At 58.9% G+C, this 18,036-nt stretch carries 16 protein-coding genes; 9 read left to right on the top strand and 7 right to left on the bottom strand.

All coding sequences use genetic code 11. The annotated features are described in order from the left end of the window. Positions 1-160: 160 nt before the first annotated feature. The gene (locus tag THISIDRAFT_RS11705; RefSeq protein ID WP_006788270.1) at positions 161-499 is read right to left on the bottom strand and encodes a P-II family nitrogen regulator; all 339 of its coding nucleotides are present in this window, start codon (positions 497-499) and stop codon (positions 161-163) included. A gap of 122 nt (positions 500-621) precedes the next feature. Next, entirely contained in the window at positions 622-2,259 is a 1,638-nt protein-coding gene (locus THISIDRAFT_RS11700) for an NAD+ synthase (protein ID WP_006788271.1), read from the bottom strand. Positions 2,260-2,633: 374 nt separating this feature from the next. On the opposite strand from THISIDRAFT_RS11700, the gene THISIDRAFT_RS11695 reads away from it, so the two are divergent. The 4 genes from THISIDRAFT_RS11695 to THISIDRAFT_RS11680 all read left to right on the top strand — a co-directional run bounded on the left by THISIDRAFT_RS11695 (position 2,634) and on the right by THISIDRAFT_RS11680 (position 7,149). After that, positions 2,634-3,953: a TRZ/ATZ family hydrolase gene (locus THISIDRAFT_RS11695; RefSeq protein ID WP_006788272.1), complete on the top strand. Its 1,320-nt coding sequence runs from the start codon at positions 2,634-2,636 to the stop codon at positions 3,951-3,953. A gap of 52 nt (positions 3,954-4,005) precedes the next feature. Beyond that, positions 4,006-4,728, top strand: coding sequence for a bifunctional 2-polyprenyl-6-hydroxyphenol methylase/3-demethylubiquinol 3-O-methyltransferase UbiG (gene ubiG, locus THISIDRAFT_RS11690; RefSeq protein WP_006788273.1), 723 nt, complete (start codon positions 4,006-4,008; stop codon positions 4,726-4,728). Continuing rightward, positions 4,725-5,393, top strand: a complete 669-nt coding sequence (locus THISIDRAFT_RS11685; protein ID WP_006788274.1) for an HAD family hydrolase — start codon at positions 4,725-4,727, stop codon at positions 5,391-5,393. The genes ubiG and THISIDRAFT_RS11685 overlap by 4 nt, the downstream gene beginning before the upstream one ends. Before the next feature lie 61 nt (positions 5,394-5,454). After that, on the top strand, positions 5,455-7,149 hold the full coding sequence (locus tag THISIDRAFT_RS11680; RefSeq protein WP_006788275.1) for an FAD-dependent oxidoreductase: 1,695 nt from the start codon (positions 5,455-5,457) through the stop codon (positions 7,147-7,149). A gap of 33 nt (positions 7,150-7,182) precedes the next feature. On the opposite strand, the gene THISIDRAFT_RS11675 is transcribed toward THISIDRAFT_RS11680, so the two are convergent. From THISIDRAFT_RS11675 to pal, 5 genes are all read right to left on the bottom strand, one after another. Continuing rightward, positions 7,183-9,063 carry an AAA family ATPase gene (locus THISIDRAFT_RS11675; RefSeq protein ID WP_006788276.1) on the bottom strand — a complete coding sequence of 627 codons (1,881 nt, stop codon included), beginning with the start codon at positions 9,061-9,063 and terminating at the stop codon, positions 7,183-7,185. 91 nt (positions 9,064-9,154) lie between these two features. Then, positions 9,155-9,628: a peroxiredoxin gene (locus THISIDRAFT_RS11670; RefSeq protein WP_006788277.1), complete on the bottom strand. Its 474-nt coding sequence runs from the start codon at positions 9,626-9,628 to the stop codon at positions 9,155-9,157. 25 nt (positions 9,629-9,653) lie between these two features. Continuing rightward, positions 9,654-11,033: a M16 family metallopeptidase gene (locus THISIDRAFT_RS11665; RefSeq protein ID WP_006788278.1), complete on the bottom strand. Its 1,380-nt coding sequence runs from the start codon at positions 11,031-11,033 to the stop codon at positions 9,654-9,656. Positions 11,034-11,109: 76 nt separating this feature from the next. Next, the gene (ybgF, locus tag THISIDRAFT_RS11660; RefSeq protein ID WP_006788279.1) at positions 11,110-11,910 is read right to left on the bottom strand and encodes a tol-pal system protein YbgF; all 801 of its coding nucleotides are present in this window, start codon (positions 11,908-11,910) and stop codon (positions 11,110-11,112) included. Next, the gene (gene pal, locus THISIDRAFT_RS11655) at positions 11,907-12,446 is read right to left on the bottom strand and encodes a peptidoglycan-associated lipoprotein Pal (RefSeq protein WP_006788280.1); all 540 of its coding nucleotides are present in this window, start codon (positions 12,444-12,446) and stop codon (positions 11,907-11,909) included. Before pal ends, ybgF begins: the two co-directional genes overlap by 4 nt. Positions 12,447-12,925: 479 nt before the next feature. Between pal and THISIDRAFT_RS11650 the strand changes: the two genes are divergently transcribed. The 5 genes from THISIDRAFT_RS11650 (at position 12,926) to THISIDRAFT_RS11630 (ending at position 17,904) form a co-directional block, all read left to right on the top strand. Then, on the top strand, positions 12,926-13,615 hold the full coding sequence (locus THISIDRAFT_RS11650; protein WP_040852948.1) for a DUF6901 family protein: 690 nt from the start codon (positions 12,926-12,928) through the stop codon (positions 13,613-13,615). Positions 13,616-13,650: 35 nt separating this feature from the next. Next, positions 13,651-14,976, top strand: coding sequence for a Xaa-Pro aminopeptidase (gene pepP / locus THISIDRAFT_RS11645; RefSeq protein WP_006788282.1), 1,326 nt, complete (start codon positions 13,651-13,653; stop codon positions 14,974-14,976). Positions 14,977-15,123: 147 nt separating this feature from the next. After that, positions 15,124-16,938: an AMP-dependent synthetase/ligase gene (locus THISIDRAFT_RS11640; RefSeq protein ID WP_006788283.1), complete on the top strand. Its 1,815-nt coding sequence runs from the start codon at positions 15,124-15,126 to the stop codon at positions 16,936-16,938. Between the two features lie 199 nt (positions 16,939-17,137). Continuing rightward, positions 17,138-17,767: an IS607 family transposase gene (locus THISIDRAFT_RS11635; RefSeq protein WP_221914006.1), complete on the top strand. Its 630-nt coding sequence runs from the start codon at positions 17,138-17,140 to the stop codon at positions 17,765-17,767. Then, positions 17,764-17,904 (top strand): hypothetical protein, encoded by a 141-nt coding sequence (locus tag THISIDRAFT_RS11630; RefSeq protein ID WP_006788285.1) that lies wholly within the window; start codon positions 17,764-17,766, stop codon positions 17,902-17,904. The genes THISIDRAFT_RS11635 and THISIDRAFT_RS11630 overlap by 4 nt, the downstream gene beginning before the upstream one ends. Positions 17,905-18,036 lie beyond the last annotated feature (132 nt).

The raw sequence follows: 18,036 nt of genomic DNA, 5'->3' as shown, positions 1-18,036 counted from the left end.
CCCCTGCCAAGGGGGAGTCCCGCCGCAGGCGGGGAGGGGGTTGGTTTTGTTAAATAACCACCCCGCCCCTGACGGGGCACCCCTCCTTGAAAAGGAGGGGAGTTTTTTATGCGTAGCTGGTGCTACGCGGTCCCAGGATGGTGTTGCCACGAGGTGGGGGTTATAGGGCGTCAACGCCTTCTTCGCCGGTGCGGATGCGCACGGCGCGTTCGATGTCGCTGATAAAGATTTTGCCATCGCCGATTTTGCCGGTGCGGGCGGCTTTGATGATGGCTTCTACGCAGGCATCTACGCGGTCATCATCGACGACAACGTCGAGTTTGACTTTGGGGATGAAGTCCACCACATATTCGGCACCGCGATAGAGCTCGGTGTGTCCTTTTTGGCGTCCGAAGCCTTTGACTTCGGTGGCGGTGAGTCCGGTGATGCCGATTTCCATTAGGGCTTCACGCACATCTTCAAGCTTGAAGGGCTTGAAGATCGCTTCGATTTTTTTCATGAGTTCCTCCGCGAGAAACCCCGGCCACACGGCGCGGGGAGGGTAGCGGCTACCCGTCGGGTAGCCCGGTTTATCAGGGTGCCGGTGTGAGCCGACGGTCAAGGCGTTATTCTCAAATAATCTCAGCCCAGATGGCTGGCATAGCCCGAGGTGATCGGATAACGCCGATCCTTACCGAAGGCACGCTCGGTCACACGCACGCCAGGCGGGGCCTGGCGGCGCTTGTATTCATTGCGCAAGACCAGGGTGGCGACCCGGTGTACGGTCTGGGCCTCAAAGCCTGCGGCGGTGATTTGGGCAACGGATTGATCCTGTTCGACAAAACGCTCCAGGATGGCATCCAGTATTGGGTAGGGGGGCAGACTGTCTTCATCTTTTTGCCCCGGTGCCAGCTCTGCTGAGGGCGGACGGGTGATGACGCGCTCCGGAATCACCGGCGAGAGGGTGTTGCGATAGCGCGCCAGCCGGTAGACCCACTGTTTTGAGACGTCTTTGAGCGGGGCAAAGCCACCGGCCATATCGCCGTAGAGGGTGGCATAGCCAACGGCCATTTCGCTTTTGTTGCCGGTGGTCAGGACCATGCGCCCGGTTTTGTTGGAGATGGCCATGAGGATGATGCCGCGACAGCGGGCCTGGATGTTTTCCTCGGTGACATCTTGCGCCAGGCCAGCAAATTCACCCCGCAGTCCGTGCATGAAGGCCTCGACCATGTTGGCAATGGGGATTTGCCGGTAGTTGACCTTGAGGGTGTGGGCCTGGGCAGTGGCATCTTCAATGCTCATGGCGGCGGTGTAGTGATAGGGCATCATCACGGCTTCTACGGCCTCCGCGCCCAGGGCATCGACGGCCAGCGCTAGTGTCAGCGCAGAATCAATGCCGCCGGATAAGCCCAGCACCACACCCTGAAAGCCGTTTTTGCTGACGTAATCATGAATGCCGGTGACCAGCGCCTGGTACAGGTCTGCATCGGCTGCGTCAGCGGGCGTGGCAGGGGCGCTGGTCTGTGGCGGTGCAGCCGGGGTCAGATTTGCGGGCAGTTCGGCCAAAAACACCCCTTCTTGCCAAGCGGGGGCGAGATAGCCCAGGCTTTGATTTTGCCAAATGACCAAGGAGCGTCCATCAAACACCAGTTCGTCCTGGCCGCCGACCAGATTGACATAGATCAGCGGCAATCCTGTTTCGATGACACGCTGGCGCAGTACGGCCAGGCGTTGTTGCGGTTTGCCCAGATGAAATGGCGAGGCATTGAGGTTGATCAATAGCCTGGCCCCGGCCTGCATGGCCTGACGCGCCGGTTCCGGTCGCCAGATGTCTTCACATAAGGTCAGCCCGATACGGATACCCTGAAAATCCACCACGCACGGCTGATGTCCGGCCTGGAAATAGCGCTTTTCATCAAAGACGCTGTAATTGGGCAGCGCCTGTTTGTCGTAGCGCGCCTTGATGAGGCCATCACGCAGCCACAGGGCGCTGTTATACAGGCCATCGGTGGTGTGGATGGGGGCGCCGAATATGGCGTCAATGCCCTGGATTTTCTCCTGCATATACGCCAGCGCGGCCTGGATACGCTGGTGCAGACTGGGCCGTAACAGCAGGTCCTCGGGTGGGTAGCCGGTCAGGGCCAGCTCTGGAAACACCACCAGACCCGCCTCCATTTCCCTGGCGGCGTTGGCGGCGTCAATCATGCGGGCGGCGTTGCCTTCGACATCGCCCACCAGTAAATTAAGCTGGGCTAAGGCAATTTTGAGGGTTTCAGCCATGCCCGCTATCCACACAGGGCATTCTGCCGGGGGGACGATAAAAGCGCACGCCCCTGGCTGTTGGTATTGCCCCAGCAAATACCGGATGATCCGGGTATGCCGATTTTGCAGGCATTAACATAAGTGCCATCACCTCGTGGCAGTAACCGTTATTGTTTTTGTGTGCGCCGCCGCTGGGCAATGCGCATGATTGCAGCCATCTGAAAACGCCTTTGGCGTACCTATAAAGCATAACAAAAGGCAGACCGTCGTGGTACCGGGACACGCAGGCGCGGGGCATGTGTCGGGTTTTGCCGCCACCGGCGCAACCGCCCGGTGTATTCGGGGGCGGTGGGGGCTTGCCGCCGCCTGCTGGCTTAGGTATTGTTGACCTCATGCAAACCATACATATCGATAGTTTAATACATGCGCGCTGGGTGATTCCGGTTGAGCCGGATGGCGTGGTGCTTGAGGATCATGCGCTGGCGGTGCATAAGGGGCGTGTGCTGGAGTTGTTGCCCAGTATTGCGGCAACCCAGAAGTTTAGTCCGCACACGGAGTATCACTTGCCTGAACATGCGCTGATTCCGGGGCTGGTCAATGCCCATACCCACGCGGCGATGAGTTTGTTGCGCGGGCTGGCCGATGACAAACCGCTGATGGAGTGGCTGCAAAAGCATATCTGGCCGACCGAGGCGCGGCTGGTCGGTGAGGATTTTGTACGCGACGGCACCCGCCTGGCGATGGCGGAGATGATCCGGGGTGGCACCACCTGCTTTAATGATATGTATTTTTTCCCGGATGTGACCGCACACGCCGTGGCCGAGGTCGGAATGCGCGCCGGGATCGGGCTGATTGTGATTGATTTTCCCAGCGCCTGGGCACCAGATACAGATGCCTATATCCAGCAGGGGCTGGATTTGTTTGAGCAGTATCAGGGGCATCCGCTGCTGTCGTTTAGCTTTGCACCGCACGCCCCGTATACCGTCTCGGATGGACCTTTAACGCGGATCAAGGCCCTCTCAGAAGAGCTGAATCTGCCGGTGCATATCCATGTACATGAAACGGCCCATGAGGTACAGGAGGCGCTAGCGCGTGACGGAATGCGTCCATTGCAGCGCCTGCAACAGTTGGGGCTGGTGAATCCCCGTTTGCAGGCGGTCCACATGACGCAGCTGGCGGCGGCGGATATTGCCTTGCTGGCGGAACACGGCGCACATGTGCTGCACTGTCCGGAGTCTAATCTGAAGCTGGCCTCGGGCTTTTGTCCGCTGGCGTCCTTGCGTCAGGCCGGGGTGAATGTGGCCTTGGGTACAGATGGCGCAGCGAGTAACAATGATCTGGATATGTTCGGCGAGATGCGCACGGCGGCCTTGCTGGCCAAGGGGGTTAGCGGTGATGCAGCCGCCATTCCGGCCAAAGAGGCGCTGCGCATGGCGACCTTGCAGGGTGCCAGGGCTCTGGGGCTAGGCTCGGAAATCGGTTCCTTGTTACCCGGCAAAAGCGCCGATTGTGTAGCAATTCGGCTGCAGGAACTGGAAACCTTGCCGCTGTATGATCCCATCTCGCACTTGGTGTATGCGGCCAGCCGACACGCGGTCACCGATGTCTGGGTGGCGGGTGAGCCTTTGCTGCGCGAGCGGCGCTTAACCACGCTGGATGAAGCGGCCCTGATGCAAACGGCCCAGACCTGGCGCACACGGGTGCTGGCTTAGGCCAGGCGCTGCACGCTGCTTGTTACTGACTTTCTGGATATCCACCGTGTCGATGCATTCCAACCCAAACCCGCAAAACGTTGATCCTGAACAAATTGCCCGTTTTTCTGCCTTGGCCCACCGCTGGTGGGACCCCCAAGGTGATCTGCGCCCCCTGCATGAAATTAACCCCTTACGTTTGCATTATATCGACGAGCGCGCCCCCCTGGCCGGACAGCAGGTGCTGGATGTGGGCTGCGGCGGCGGGCTGCTCAGTGAGGCAATGGCCCGCTGTCAGGCGCAGGTTGTCGGCATTGATGTGGGTGAGGATGCGCTGGCCGTGGCACGGATGCATGCCCAGGCGGAGGGGCTGGCGATTGATTATCGGCAGATTACCCCGGAGGAATTAAGCACCCAAAGCCCGCAACAGTTTGACATCATCACCTGCATGGAGATGCTGGAGCATGTGCCCGATCCGGCCTCGGTGATTAGCGCCTGCGCCCGTTTGCTCAAGCCCGGCGGGCAGGTGTTTTTCTCTACCCTGAACCGCAATCCCAAGGCGTTTGCCCTGGCGATTATCGGTGCTGAATATCTGCTGCGCATGATTCCGCGAGGTACCCATGAATATGCGCGCTTTATCAAGCCGGTGGAAATGGATCGCTGGATACGCCAGGCCGGGCTGAAAACCCGTGAATTTACCGGCCTAAGCTATCATCCGCTGATGCAACGCTACCGTCTGACGCAAGACATCAGCGTTAATTACTTTGTCCACGCCTGCAAGGAGCAGTGCTCGTGAGCGCGTTTAATCTGCAGGCGGTATTTTTTGACCTGGATGGCACCCTGATTGATACGGCGCCGGATATGTACGCAGCCTTGCACACCCTGGGGCTAGAGGAGCAGGTCGAGATTCCGCCTTTTAGCACCGTGCGGGGTTATGTGTCTCACGGCACCAGCGCGCTGATTCGGCTGGGTTTTCCCGATGTCGATGCGCCCCGCTTTGAACATCTGAGGCAGCGTTTTTTGCAGATCTATGCCGAAAACCTGCACCTCAATACCGAGCTGTTTCCCGGCATGATGGCGGTTTTGGCCTATCTGGAGCATCAGGGGATGCCGTGGGGTATTGTGACCAATAAACCGGCGAATCTGACCGATCCGCTGGTGCGTTCTCTGGGCCTGGATACGCGCGCCGTGAGCGTGGTCAGCGGGGATACCACCGACCAGCGCAAGCCCCATCCCAAGCCGCTCTTGCTGGCCTGCGAGCAGGCCGGTATCGCGCCCGCGCAGTGCCTGTATATCGGTGATGCCAGCCGGGATATTGAGGCCGGTCTGGCTGCCGGGATGCAGACCCTGATTGCCCTGTATGGCTATATCGACAACACCCAGCAACCGGATGCCTGGGGGGCTCATGGGGTGATTCATGAACCCCGCGACATTGTGCCGTGGCTGCAGTCCTATTCCTGAGCATAGGCACAGTGATTGCCCGCTGCCCGGTCTGAAGATTTAGCCTTTTGCTGAGGAACTGATGACAGAACTTACCCGTGGTGCATACGCCAAACCGGCTTCCTCGCTGGCCTTTAAAACCGGCACCTGGCGTATTCATAAGCCGGTGCATCAGCATCAGGCAGCGCCCTGTCATGCTGCCTGTCCTGCCGGTGAGGATGCGCAGGCGTATCTGTCGCTGGTGGATCAAGGCCAGTTGCAGGCGGCCTGGGAAAGTCTGGTCAGTGCCAATCCCCTGCCCGCGATTACTGGCCGGGTCTGTCCGCATCCCTGTGAGCAAGCCTGCAATCGCCGCCATTATGATGAGGCTATCAGCATTCATGCGGTGGAGCGGCTGCTGGGCGATGAGGCGCTATTGCATGACTGGGCCTATCCGGTGACGCCGCCAGCGCCAAGTGCGCCGACCATTGCGGTTGTCGGTGCCGGACCGGCGGGTTTGGCGGCGGCGTATCATCTGTTGCGCCAGGGGCTGCGGGTGGCCCTGTTTGAGGCTATGCCGCTGGCCGGGGGGACGATGCGCACGGCAATTCCGGCGTATCGTTTGCCGCGTGAGGTTCTGGATGCGGAGGTGCAGCGTCTGCTGGCCCTGCCGGGCCTGCATTTTCATCCCCATACCCCGCTGGGGCGCGATGTCTCGCTGGAGGAATTGCGCAGCGATTATCCAGCGCTGTTTTTAGCCCCTGGGCGGCGTCTGGGCCAGCAGTGGGCGGCGGATTTTGCCATTCCTGGTGATTTGCATACCGGGTTGCAGATGCTGGAAAACTGGGTGGCAGAAGGCACCCTGCCGGAGTTGCCCTCAGCGGTGGCCATTGTCGGCGGCGGTAATACGGCGGTGGATCTGGCCCGGGCGCTGCGCCGCGCCGGGGTGGCGCAGGTGCATCTGATTACCCATCAGCGCATTCCCGCCCCTGATGTCCCCCCCGCCGATGCCATGCGCGCCAGTTATCGAGAAGTGGCGCAGGCGCTGGAAGAGGGGGTGATGATTCATGAACATCGCGGGGTGCGGCGCTTGATTTTGCGCGGTGAGCGGGTGGTGGGCATGGAGCTGATCCACATGAAAAAACTGCTTGACCAGCACGGTGAGTTGCAGCGCGTAGCCTTTGATGGCACCGAGACAGTCTTGCATGTGGGGCAGGTGATTCCCGCGATTGGGCAAGGCATTGACGCCAGCGGCTTTGAGCCTTTGCTACATCAAGGGCGCTTTGTGCTGGACCCCTACTGGGGGCAGTTAGCTGCGCATGAGGGGGTGTTTGTCGGCGGCGATGCGCGCAGTGATCATGGTAGCGTCAGCGAAGCCGTGGGAGATGGGCGCCGCGCCGCGCTGGGCATTGCGCACCGCCTGCAGCAAACGACCCTGCCACCTGCCCCGCAGGCGCTTGCGGGGATTGCCTATCAACGCCTCAATACCCACTATTTTGAACCCACGCCCGCCGCTAAAGAGCCGGTGTTGCCGGTTGAACAGCGCCGGGGCTGTGAGGAAATTGAAGGCGGTTTGCAGATCTCGCAAGTGCGTCATGAGGCGCATCGCTGCTTTTCCTGCGGTAATTGCCTGGCCTGTGATAATTGCTGGACCCTGTGCCCGGATCAATCGGTGCTTAAAACCCGCGACATTGCTGCCGATGGCAGTCATTATGTCTTTGACTACGATTATTGCAAAGGCTGTGGGCTGTGCGCCCACGAGTGCCCCACTGGCTATATCCAGATGCAAGACCGCTAAAGGCGCACCGTAGCACGCCCGCGAGCCGATGCTTTATGGGGCCATGCTCTCCTGCACTGAGCTGAAGTTGCGAATAAAGGGTTGGCTGCGGCGCACCTCGGCGGGCAGGGCGGTGATGGCACTGCGGGCCGCATCGGCGGTGGGATAGACGCCAAAAACCAGGATGTGCAGATCGGCATTACCGCGCCGTGTTCTAAACCACGCCACATCACCTTCAAGGGGCTGCTCCTGGGCAAAGCGGCGCACACCATCTTCACTGCCCAAGGCCAGAATCTGTACCGTAAAATGGTTAGGATTTTGACTGCGTATCCAGGCGCTATCGCGCAGCCGTTTGCCGCTGACCACTGCTTGCGCGGGTTGTGGTGCCGGCGGCGTGGGACGGGCGGCCGGTGGTTGTGCCGGGGGTGGGGTGGGTTGTGCTGGCGGGGTAGCCGGGCGCTGCGGCGCTGCCGCCGGAGGTTCTGCCACCGGTTGTGGTGCTACGGGCTGGGCAGGCGGTGTTTCGCGCCGGGGTGGCGCGAAAAGAGGGTTATCATTGGCCGCCAGCGGGGCCTGTGGGCGGGTGATGATCTCAGGCTCCACCGGCGCCACGGCGGCGCCGGGCGGTACCGCTTCAACCGGTGCCGGCGTTGGGCGCGGGGGGGCGTATAGCGGTGCCCGGGCGGCTTCGCCAGGCAGGGCTGCCCCCGCTGGTTGTTCGGGCAAATTAAGCTGCGGCAGGGCCAAGGGTTGAAACACCGGCTGCGCCGGGGTGCTATCGCGCCCAGACATCAACGCACTGACCACGGTCAGCAGCAGACCCAAAACCGCCACGGCGCTGACCGCCGGGATAAACCAGCGCTGTTTCCACCAGGCGCTGTGGCGCTTGCCACCGGCCACCGGGCGGCGCCGTTTTTGGCGAGCGGACCTTTTGGCGGCGCGGGGCGGTGCATCATCGGCCATTTCCTCATCCAGGTGCAGATCAAAGGCGTTGTCCTGGGGCTTGGCCGCCGCTTTCTTGTCCTTGGGGGCGTCAGCATCCTGACCAAACAGGCGCGCCCGCTGTTTAAACAGCTCCGCCATAAAATCTTTGGTGGCGGTGTTTTCTTCCACGTCCTCATCCGGCACTTCGTCATCCCGGGCGGAAAAGCCTGCGCCGGCCGGTTTGGCCTTTTGTTCGGAGATACTGGCCAAGAAGGTGTTCGCGGCGGCATTGATACGTGCCGGACGGCCATTGCTTTTGCTGAAGATGGTGCGGATGGCCTCCTCATCAATGAAATCAGGGTCTTCCAATCCCGCCGTTTGCAGCCGATGACGCAGGTAGGCCACTGTTTGTTCACGCGTCAGGGTGCGCACCTGCACGGCCATGCGGCTTTCTGGCACATCGAGTTTTTCGTCGATGATGGTCAGGCGCATTTCCACCTCACCGCCACCCGCCAGCAACACCCCCAGATGATATTCGCAATAATTCAGCACATGCTGGCGCAGCCGCACCAATTCATTGAGCACATCCACATCAAGGTGCTGGGCATCATCAATGGCAATGACCGGGCGGTGACCGCCATTGGCGAGCGCACAGATAATTTGCTCCAGCGGCTCGGATTCCATGTCCGGCAAAAGCTCGCGCCAATGCTGGCGCAAGGTGTAGTCAATTGCCGTGAAGCTGATCGAGGGGCGGGCGCGAAAGGCACAAAAATCAAAATCCTCCTGCCCCTGGGTCAGCACCCGGATCATTTGCGTGCTTTTGCCGCTGCCGGCCTCGCCTTTGAGCAGGATGAGGTTTTGGGCCCCGCCAAGATGGTCCAGAATCACATTGACGGGCATGTCCAACACCGGATCGGTGTAGAGAAAATCACCCGGCGAGCCGTCTGCAAAGGGCTGTTGCTCAAGTCCTAGATAGGCAAGCTGTGCATTGGATAGCGGTTCGTTAGGCATAGCGTGTCCGTGACCGGTGTTTGCGGAGGTAGTTAGCAGAAATCATAAAGGAGGCCAAGTTTTCCTGAGCATCGCGGCGCTTTTCGAGGGCTTAAAGCTGCTTTAAGGCGGCGATGATCTCATCGACATGGCCATCAATGCGCACCTTGCGCCACTGGGCGCGCAAAATGCCCTCGCGGTCAATCAAAAAAGTCGAGCGTTCAATGCCGCGCACCTGTTTGCCGTACATGTTTTTGAGTTTCATGACGCCAAATTGTTCGCAGACCGTTTCTTGCGTATCGGCCAGCAGGGGAAAGGGAAAGCCAAAGCGGGCCTTGAATTTTTCGTGTGAGGCCACGCTGTCACGCGAAATGCCCAAAACCTCTGCGCCCAGTGCCTGGATCTCTGCGTAGCGGCTAGTGAAATCCTCGCCTTCGCTAATGCATCCGGGGGTGTTGTCACGCGGGTAAAAATACAGCACCACATGCTGCCCCCGAAAATCGGACAAGCGTATCGTTTGCTCGCCGGTGGCCGGAAGCGTGAAGTCAGAAACGGCCTGGCCCAGGGTAATGGTGGATTCAGACATGGGTAAATACCGCTCCTTGGCGCCTTTAGCGCAGGTGGCCTTCAAAATACGAGGGCGGATTGTCGGGGTTGATTGGCTGGGGTTCAAGCCAGGCAACCGTGCGTTGATCGATCTGTAGATAGCGCTGGGCCACGCTTTGCACCTGCTCGGCAGTGACCGCCCGAATCCGCTGGGCAAAGGCCTCGCTCAGTTCCCAGCCCAGGCCAAGACTGGCAAACATGCCCAATTGCATGGCCTGACCCTGGATAGAATCACGCCCAAAGACCTCATCGGCAATCACTTGCGCCTTGACGCGCTCAAGCTCTGTGCTGCTGACCGGGCTTTGTTGTAGCTGGGTAATGGCCTCGCTCAGCGCGTTTTCAACCGTTAACAGCGATTGGCCGCTGGCCGGAACTGCGCTCAAGGTGAACAGGGTATCGCGCCCGGCAAAGGCGTGATAGCTGGCCCGTGCGGAGGTGACCAGTTCGCGGCGGCGTTGCAATTCGCTGGGCAGGCGGGCGCTATTGCCACCCGAGAGCACTCCGGCCGCGACCAATAAGGCATAGGGTTCCCACGCATGTTCAGCGGTTATGGCGCTGGGGGCTTTGTAGCCCATGAGCAAGTAGGGCAACTTGGCCGGGGCTTTGACGATAATACGCCGCTCGCCGCGTTGCGGGGTTTCGGTGCGGGCCTTGCGGTCAGGCAGAGTTCCTGCGCGAATGCGGCCAAAATGGCGTTGCGCAAGACGGTGTACGGTGTCAGGTTCCACGTCGCCAACCACGACCAGCACCGCATTATTGGGCATATAAAAGCGCTTATACCAGGCGCGCAGATCCTCAACGCGGTATTCTTCGATATCACTCATCCAGCCGATGACCGGGATGCCATAGGGGCTGTTGAGCCAGGCAGTGGCGTTGAAATGCTCAAAGGTCAGGGCATTGGGGTTGTCTTCGGTGCGCAGGCGCCGCTCCTCTGTGACCACGCGCATTTCCTGCACGAATTCATCTTCAGGCAGGGTGAGGTTTTGCATCCGGTCAGCTTCCAGAATGAACAGTTTTTCCAGATGTTGGGCGCCAATCTGCTGGTGATACACGGTGTAGTCACGGCTGGTGAAGGCGTTTTCACGACCGCCGCGAGCGGCGATCTGGCGCGAAAATTCACCCGCTGGATAACGGCGCGTCCCTTTGAACATCATGTGTTCCAGGGCGTGCGAGATGCCGGTGATGCCGCCGTATTCATCGGCAGAGCCGACGCGATACCACAGCTGGCTGACCACAACGGGAGCACGATGATCCGGGCGTACCAAGATCTGCAGACCGTTTCTCAAGGTGTATTCATAGACCCCAACGGGTTTTGGGTCGGCCTGCACCACGGAGGCTGCGCAGACACACAGCAGGCAGGCCATCAGGCAAAGTCGTTTAAGCATCAAAAACTCGCTTGCAGGTTGTGATCCAGGCACGGACCCTGGCTTGGGCGCACGGTGCGTGATATGGCTTAGCGTGTCAGCGGGCGCGCTCACGCAAACGTTGCAGACGTTGTTCAGCCAGATGGGAAAACGTGGTGTTAGGGTAAAGGCGCACGACCTCGTTGAGCGTCTGTCGCGCCGGCTCCCATTGTTCCAGCTCATAGTAGGTAAAACCCAGCTTCAGGCGCGCATCCGGGGCTTTGTTGCTGTCGGGGTATTGATCCAGCACTTTTTGGAATTCCACCCGCGCTGCCTGAAAATCCCGTCCCACATAGCGGGCCTCGCCGAGCCAGTATTGCGCATTGGCAGCGAAGCCACTGCGCGGATGACGACGCACAAATTCGGCAAAGGCCGAGGCCGCCTGCGTATTGCGACCTTGCAGCAACATATCCAGGGCCTGCTGATATTCCTGGCGCTCATTGCCGCTGGTTGACGCAGCAGGCGCAGCGGGTGTGACAGGCCGTGCAGGCGCGGGGGTGGCTGGCGCTGGCGTGGGTGTCGCCGGGGTGGCTGCGCTGCTGCCGCCTTCTTCAAGGCGTTGCAGACGTTGATCCACATCCAGATAAACATCCCGCTGGCGAGTGCGCAAGGCATCAATTTCATGGCGGTTGCTTTCCGCATCGCCGCGCAACAGCCGTAGCTCCTCTTCCAGCGTATCCAGGCGGCGGATGGCATCAATCAGCGCCGGGTTATCCAGCAAGCGCTCCAGGCGCGCAATGCGTGCCTCCTGTTGCATCAAGCGCTCCTCCAATGCCCGGTTGCTCTGGGCAAAAGGGGTCTGTGGCACCCCGAACAACAGTGTGCCACAGACCAGCGCAAGCACCAGGCGCTGCTTCATCTTGCCGTGCCGGGATATACCAGCTCAACCCGGCGATTCAGGCGCCAGGCACCTTCATGACTGCCAAAGGCCGCCGGCGTTTCCTCGCCGTAGCTGATCACCTCGATTTGCTGTTCACGGGCGCCCTGGGTCATCAACATCCGCCGTACTGACTGGGCACGGCGTTCGCCAAGACCCAGGTTATATTCGCGGGTGCCCCGCTCGTCGGTGTGCCCCTCGGCACGGATCCGAATCTGCGGATTTTCTGCCAGATAACGGCCATGGGCGGTAATGGTGTTGACAAACTCGGAGCGTACCTCGCTGCGATCAAAATCAAAATAGATCACGCGGTTGGCCAGCGGACTATTGGGATCATTGAGCGGATCAGCGTACAGCCCGGCGCGCCCATCCAGCCCGGTGGCCGTCCCGGAATCATAGCTTGTGGTACCGCCGGGGATGGGGTCGGTGGCATCTTTGCGCGAGCGATCCAGCGTAGAACAGGCGCTGAGTAAGGATAAGCTGACCAGCAAAACCAGGAGTTGTAAAAAGACTTTCATGAACAAACGCTCCGAATTTTATTGTTTAAGAAGGCCTTGCGGGCCACACACATAACTATAAAGACGCTTTGATGCATTCGCTACAAGTGCAGCGCCAACCTGGGTCTGCCCTGATGCCGCAGGTTTGAAAACGCCTTCGGGCGTGGCCTGTGTCTTTGGGTCGGTGCCGGGAAAAGCAATGCCTGGAGCGTCATCGTGATGTCTGCAGATCAACCCACAGGCGAAGGCCGTGCCAGCGCACAACCAAGAAGACATAGCCCATCAGTGCAGGTGCAAGCCCTATAAACGCATGGCTTAGTCCTGAAACGGTAGCGCTAAACTTTGCTAGCAGATTAGTATAGACTTGTTTTATTGATTTTTGCAGGGCGCATGAGGGTCTTTTTTGTGCCTTTTGTGCGGTATCCGGCAAGGTATTTCAGGGCTTATGTTTTTTCCGCGCCGCAGTCGGGCGCTCTATGCTCAAAGATGCGCCCGATGTGATGAATATCATTACCTATCAACTCACGTTTGAAAATCAGCAACGCGTCTGCTTTAAGCTGGATACGCAGCAAGGCGTGGTGGTGCCCTCGGCAGGTCATCAGCAAGACTGTCCGCCGTGGACCCGGCTGGAGGTGGAGCAATGCCAAAACTGCCCGCTCAGTCCTGAGCAATGGAGCCACTGTCCGGCCAGCCTGGCCATTCATGAGATTGTGGCGCTGTTTGCCGATCATCTGTCCATTGTGCCGGTTGATGTGCAGGTGACCACCAAGCAGCGCACCTATTGCAAAAAGACTGACCTGCAAAGCTGTCTGCATTCCATCCTCGGTCTGGCGATGGCTACCAGTCAATGCCCGATTCTCTCTCGCCTGCGCCCGATGGCGTATTTTCATCTGCCCTTTGCCTCCCTGGAAGAAACCCTGTTTCGTCTGGTCAGTACCTATCTGCTCAAGCAATATCTGCTGGGGCGTAAGGGCACGCAGGCGCCGGACTGGGACTTGCACGGCATTGAATCCTTGTACAAGGATCTGGAGGTGGTCAACCATCACCTGCTCAAGCGCATTCGCCTGGCCTCTAAGGAAGACGCCAACATCAATGCGGTGCAATCGTATTGTTCCATCAGTTTTTTGGTCGGAATCACCCTGGAACAGACCCTGAATGAATTTTTGCCCATCCTGGAAGATGGCCTCTAGGCCCGCTGCAACCCCCTTTTAATACCGTGTAGATCGTGACTAAACCAAGCAAACCCCAGCTTAAAGCCCTGCGCCAGCGCCGCCGCCAATTGATGCGCCAGATGGGGCGTGGCAGTATCGCCATTCTCGCGGCCCAGAAGGTGTGTACCCGTAACCGTGATGTGGAGCACCCCTACCGCCAAAGCAGCGATTTTTTATATCTGACCGGCTTTGCTGAGCCCGAGGCGGTGGCGGTCTTGATTCCCGGACGCCCTCAGGGTGAGTACATCCTGTTTTGCCGGGCCCGCGATGCCGAAAAGGAAACCTGGCACGGGCGGCGCGCCGGACAGCGTGGTGCCGTGGAAGATTACGGCGCAGATGACTCCTTTCCCATTGATGATCTTGATGAAATCCTGCCGGGTCTGATGGAAGAACGCCAGCGCGTCTATGCCTGCCTGGGCCTGGATACCGGCTTTGACCAGCGCTTGATGGGCTGGGTCAATCAGCTGCGTGAGAAAATCCGTATCGGCGTCCATCCACCGCATGAATTTGTCTCCCTGGAATATCTGCTGCATGAAATGCGCCTGATGAAAAGCGATCTGGAGATTGAGCTGATGCGCCAGGCTGCACAGATCACCACCCAGGCACATATCCGGGCGATGCAGGTGTGTCAGCCGGGGATGCTGGAATATGCCATTGAGGCCGAATTACTGCATGAATTTCGCCGCCATGGCGCACACCCCGCCTATCCCTCTATTGTCGGCGGTGGCGCCAATGGCTGCATCCTGCATTATCATGAAAATGACGCTGAGCTGCGTGACGGGGATCTATTGCTGATTGACGCCGGTTGCGAAGTCGCCGGTTATGCCAGCGATATTACCCGCACCTTTCCGGTCAACGGGCGTTTTTCCAGTGTGCAGCGCGATCTCTATGAATGCGTCCTCAGCGCTCAGGAAGCTGCCATTGCCCAGGTAAAACCGGGGAATCACTGGGATGATCCGCACACCGCCGCCGTGCGGGCATTGACCAAGGGCCTGATTGAGCTGGGTTTACTCAAAGGTCGGCTGAACAATCTGATCAAACGCGGTGCCTATCGCAGCTATTATATGCATCGCACTGGCCACTGGCTGGGCCTGGATGTGCATGATGTGGGGGACTATAAAATAGAGGATCAATGGCGCGTCTTTGAGCCGGGGATGGTGCTGACCGTTGAACCCGGTATTTATATTCCCGCCAGCCATAAAGACGCCCCCAAGCCGTTTCATAATATCGGCATTCGCATCGAAGACGATGTGCGCGTCACCGCCAGCGGTCATGAGGTATTAACCGCCGGTTGCCCGAAAACAGTCAGCGAGATAGAGGCGCTGATCTATTCTCGTTAAAAAATAACACTTCATTATCAAGAATATCCATCATCAAGAATGGATCGGCGCGTCGGTGTGGTCGCTTTGCGCACAGACCCGCAACCACACGACTGATAACTGTTGCACAGCCGCCCGGTAGCGGCATACATGAGGGGAGTGGTTTTTATGATTCATGAACGCAATATCATCACGGCGGAGCAGGCGCAAACCCTGTCCAGCCTGTTTCGCATCCGCCTTGAACAATCACCTGACAAGGTGGCGTACCAGCAGTTTGATGCCCAGCAAGGTCAGTGGGTGGGCAGCACCTGGGCAGAGATGGCCCGCGAGGTGGCCAAATGGCAAGCGGCCTTGCAGGCCGAGGGGCTAAAGGCCGGGGATCGGGTAGCGATCATGCTGCGCAACTGCCGGGAATGGGTGATGTTTGATCAGGCCTGTCTGGGGTTGGGTCTGGTGACCGTTCCCTTGTACACCGATGACCGCCCCGACAATGTCGCCTATATTCTGGAAAATGCCGGGGCCAAACTGCTGCTGTTGGAAGGAAAATTCCAATGGCAACGCCTCAAGGCCATCCACGAAACCCTCAACCGCCTGCGCGTGATCTCGATTCAGGCTATCGAAGCAGACCCCCAGGACACCCCCGCAGCCCCCGGCCCCATCCCCTTGACGCACTGGCTTGACGGGCGCGAAGGTGAGCTGATAAGCGGTACCCATAGCGCCGATAGCCTGGCCACCATTGTTTACACCTCGGGCACCACCGGTCGCTCCAAAGGGGTGATGCTCAGTCATTACAATCTGCTGTTTAATGCCTATGCCTGCACCCAGTGCGCCGATATTGATGCCTCCGAGGTGTTTTTGTCCTTTCTGCCCCTGTCGCATACCCTGGAACGCACCGCCGGTTATTACATGCCGATGATGCTCGGTGCCGAAGTGGCCTTTTCACGCTCCGTGCAGCAGCTCCCCGAGGATTTGCAGGCCATCCGCCCCACCGTATTGATTTCCGTGCCGCGTATCTATGAACGCATTTACGCCAAGGTGCAAATGGGGCTGGAAGAAAAAAGCCCGCTGGCGCGCAAGCTCTTTAGCCTAACCTTAGACACCGGCTGGCAGCGTTTTGAACGCCAGCAAGGCCGCGCGGGCTGGCATCCCAAATTATTGCTGTGGCCACTGCTGGCGCGCATCGTCGCTGGCAAGATCACCGCCCGTCTGGGGGGACGCTTGCAATATGCCGTCAGCGGCGGTGCGCCCTTGCCGCCACCGATTGCCCAGTTTTTTATCGGCCTGGGCGTGCCGGTTTATCACGGCTACGGCATGACCGAAGCAAGCCCCGTGATCAGTGTCAATCGCACCGACGACAACATCCCGGCCAGTATCGGCACCCCTTTGCCCGGTGTTGAGGTCAAAATCGGCGCCAACGACGAAGTGCTCACCCGCAGCCCGTGCATCATGCAAGGCTACTGGAACAACGCCGAGGCCACCCGCGAGGTGATTGACGCAGAAGGCTGGCTGCATACCGGCGACAAGGCCCGCTATGACGAGCATGGTCATCTCTATATCACCGGACGCATCAAGGAAATCATCGTGCTCAGCAGCGGCGAAAAAGTCCCGCCTGCCGATATGGAGATGGCGATCACCCTGGACCCCTTATTTGAGCAGGCGATGGTGGTGGGCGAAGGCAAGCCCTTTCTCTCGGCCATCGTGGTGCTCAACGAAGAACAGTGGCCCGCCTTTGCGCAAAGCCTGGAACTCGATCCAGAGGATATCGAAATCCTGCGCTCACGCCAGGTGGAAAAAGTCATCAAGGCGCGCATTGCCCAACTGCTGCGCAATTTTCCGGGCTATGCCCAGGTGCGTCGTATCACCCCTACCATTGAGCAATGGAACGTCGAAGGCGGCCTGCTGACACCCACCTTGAAAATGAAGCGTGCCCGCATCATGGAGCGTTTTGGTAGGGAAATCGACAGCATGTATGCCGACTATTAACGCAACGCCTGCAAAAGGGGGATACATTTCACAACACACCGGCTTAACCACGTTTTAAGCATTACCATCACCAAAAACAACGAAAAGTCTGCGCCATCAGGACGGTCATTGTGCATGACCGCCGGGGCGCAGACCGCTTCAGGAGAGAGCAAAAAACAGTTCCTTGACTTGTTATCAAAGTTATTTATAATTCCTTGCTATGAGCAAGCAATACAGCATTGGCGAGTTTTCCAAACGCCTTGGGCGGTCGCCACAGACGATCCGGCGCTGGGAAGCTGAAGGGAAGCTGCAAGCCAAGCGGCTGCCGTCGGGGCATCGGTATTTCGATGAATCCGACGTGCGTTTGATGCGGGGTGGGGCGCCGAAGACGCGCGACGTGGTGGTCTACTGCCGCGTGTCGAGTGCCGGGCAAAAAGACGATCTCGCCTCGCAGGTGCGGGCGATGGAGGCTTACTGTCTGGGCGCGGGAATCGCGGTGGATGAGTGGATTCAAGAGATCGGTAGCGGGATGAACTTCAAGCGCAAGCGCTTTCTCGCACTGGTCGATCGCATCCAGCGTGGGGACGTGCGCCAACTGCTGATTGCCCATAAAGACCGCTTAATGCGCTTTGGTTTCGATTTCTTCGCCCACATCGCCGCAGAAAACGGCTGCGAGATCGTGGTGGTCAACCAGGAATCGCTCTCACCTGAGCAGGAAATGGTTGAGGATTTATTGGCGATTGTGCATACCTTTTCTTGTCGGCTGTACGGGATGCGCAAATACAAACAATCCATCAAGGAGGACTTTGCCGAGATGCCCGTTCACCAACCCAAGGATTTGTGTGAATGAAAGTCACGCGGATTTTGCACGCCAAGCGCCCGAACAAAGGCAAGCTCGCGGCCCTTCGCGAACAGGCGCGGCGACTCGGGCAGGTGCGCGCCGAAGTCTTGGTCGATTCCGACGGCGACCACCACGGCCAGTGTTAGCCCAAAGCAGTAATGTCCCCTTCGTCCAATTCTAAAATGTCCCCTTTATATTTAAGCGGGAGGGGCACGCATGACGAAGGAGCACATTACGATGAGTCACAAAGAAATTGACCGACTAGAGATGATTCAGGC

Origin of the sequence: Thiorhodospira sibirica ATCC 700588, assembly GCF_000227725.2 — a bacterium.
GTDB lineage: Bacteria > Pseudomonadota > Gammaproteobacteria > Ectothiorhodospirales > Ectothiorhodospiraceae > Thiorhodospira > Thiorhodospira sibirica.
Note: the sequence above shows the minus strand (reverse complement) of the source record. Positions and strands in the feature narration are given on the sequence as shown.